General features: G+C 42.7%; 2 tRNA genes. Both read left to right on the forward strand.

The window, feature by feature from the left end:
• Positions 1–101 precede the first annotated feature (101 nt).
• A tRNA-Ile gene (locus AC1RPJ_RS07935) sits at positions 102–176 on the forward strand.
• Positions 177–203: 27 nt separating this feature from the next.
• Positions 204–276: transfer RNA gene (locus AC1RPJ_RS07940), tRNA-Ala, on the forward strand.
• Positions 277–372 lie beyond the last annotated feature (96 nt).

Genomic DNA, 372 nt, shown 5'->3' on the forward strand with positions numbered 1-372 from the left:
CCTGCGGCTGGATCACCTCCTTTCTAAGGAATATTACGGAAACCTACACACTTGTCGAAAATTTGTTTAGTTTTGAGAGATCTACTCTCAAAAGCGTTTACGGGCCTATAGCTCAGCTGGTTTAGAGCGCACGCCTGATAAGCGTGAGGTCGATGGTTCGAGTCCATTTAGGCCCATTTACCAATTAATAAAATACCCATTATGGGGCCTTAGCTCAGCTGGGAGAGCGCCTGCCTTGCACGCAGGAGGTCATCGGTTCGATCCCGTTAGGCTCCATTGACAATATTAATTGTCGAATTTGTTCTTTGAAAACTAGATAATATTTATTAAATTTTTAAGCAATAAGCCGAGAAACACCGCGTTTTATTAGTT

The sequence above is a fragment of the Dellaglioa sp. CoH-57-MRSF-17 genome (genome assembly GCF_056782015.1).